The sequence below is a fragment of the Bacillus sp. LR--39 genome (assembly GCF_053613335.1).
Genome location: NZ_JBSIOT010000292.1, coordinates 1 through 1,125, shown reverse-complemented (window position 1 = coordinate 1,125; position 1,125 = coordinate 1). Strand labels below are relative to the sequence as shown.

General features: G+C 46.4%; 1 protein-coding gene. It reads right to left on the bottom strand.

Annotation, left to right across the window (positions count from 1 at the left end; translation table 11 throughout):
- Positions 1–1,125 (bottom strand): MFS transporter (locus ACWHAR_RS22620; protein WP_452087895.1); only part of this gene is annotated, 1,125 nt, incomplete at both ends.

Below are 1,125 nucleotides of genomic sequence, written 5' to 3'. Positions count from 1 at the left end.
GCGGTATTCAGTCGGATAAGGTTCAGATGTATAGGCGTATAAGTTCGAGGTAAAGACCCGTTCTGTGATATTCACGATAAAACCAAATACAATGATCATGATGGGAATAAAAGTCATACCATATAAGAGCCCGGCGATGGCCGTCAGAAACGCACTCGCAGCTAAAATCCATTTTCTTTGAAATCTTTCAGAAATCATGGAGCCGAGCAGTGCGCCAAGCGGAGCGCCGACGGAATGCAATACATTATACCACAATGTATTTTCCATGGTGACGCCATTGCTTTTTAGCAGGCTTGGAACCCATGAGGCAAATCCGTAAAACCCAAATGTTTCAAAAATCCATACAGCAGATAATACGATGGTGATTTTAAGGTTTCTGCCTTTCAATAAGCCTGCGTAACCTGCATGCTGCTTAACAGTTTCGCTTACTTTAGGCTGGGATGCTGCCGGAAGCGGGCCTTTCTCCTTTTCAACCTGTGCCTCAATTCGGTTGAGGATCGCATCGGCTTTCGCATATTCCCCGCGATTTTCGTGCCACCGAGGCGACTCTTCCAGCCGTCGAATAAAGAAAAAATAAATAAGGCCGACGGCACCCCATACAAACACAAGCCTCCATCCCCATGAACCAAGCGGAATGACAAAGGCAGACACAATGTTGGTGATCGGCACCCCGATCAATCCAATCATGGCACAAAAAGAAATATATTTTCCACGAACACTTGAAGGGAAAAATTCCGCCAAATAGCTATTCGTAATGACCATGGCGGCTGCAACGCCAAATCCGGTGAGAAAACGGAATGTCATTAAAGATGGAATGTCCCATGCCGCAGCATTGCATAGCGATGCGATTGAGAAAACAAAGACAAATAGATTTAAGGCTTTTTTGCGGCCGATTCGATCGGACAGCCGTCCGCCCAGTGAAGCGCCTAAAAACATGCCTAAAAACGATGCAGCCGTTACGTTAGCAATAGTTGAAAGCGGGATGCCCCAATGCTCGATCAGTGCCGGCGCTACATTGCTGAGGGTAAATAAATCTGCGAGATCAAAGAAATAAACAATGCCGAGAGCGGTTAACACTTGGAAATGAACGCGTGAAATCGGAAGGCGGTCTAAACGATTCGCTGC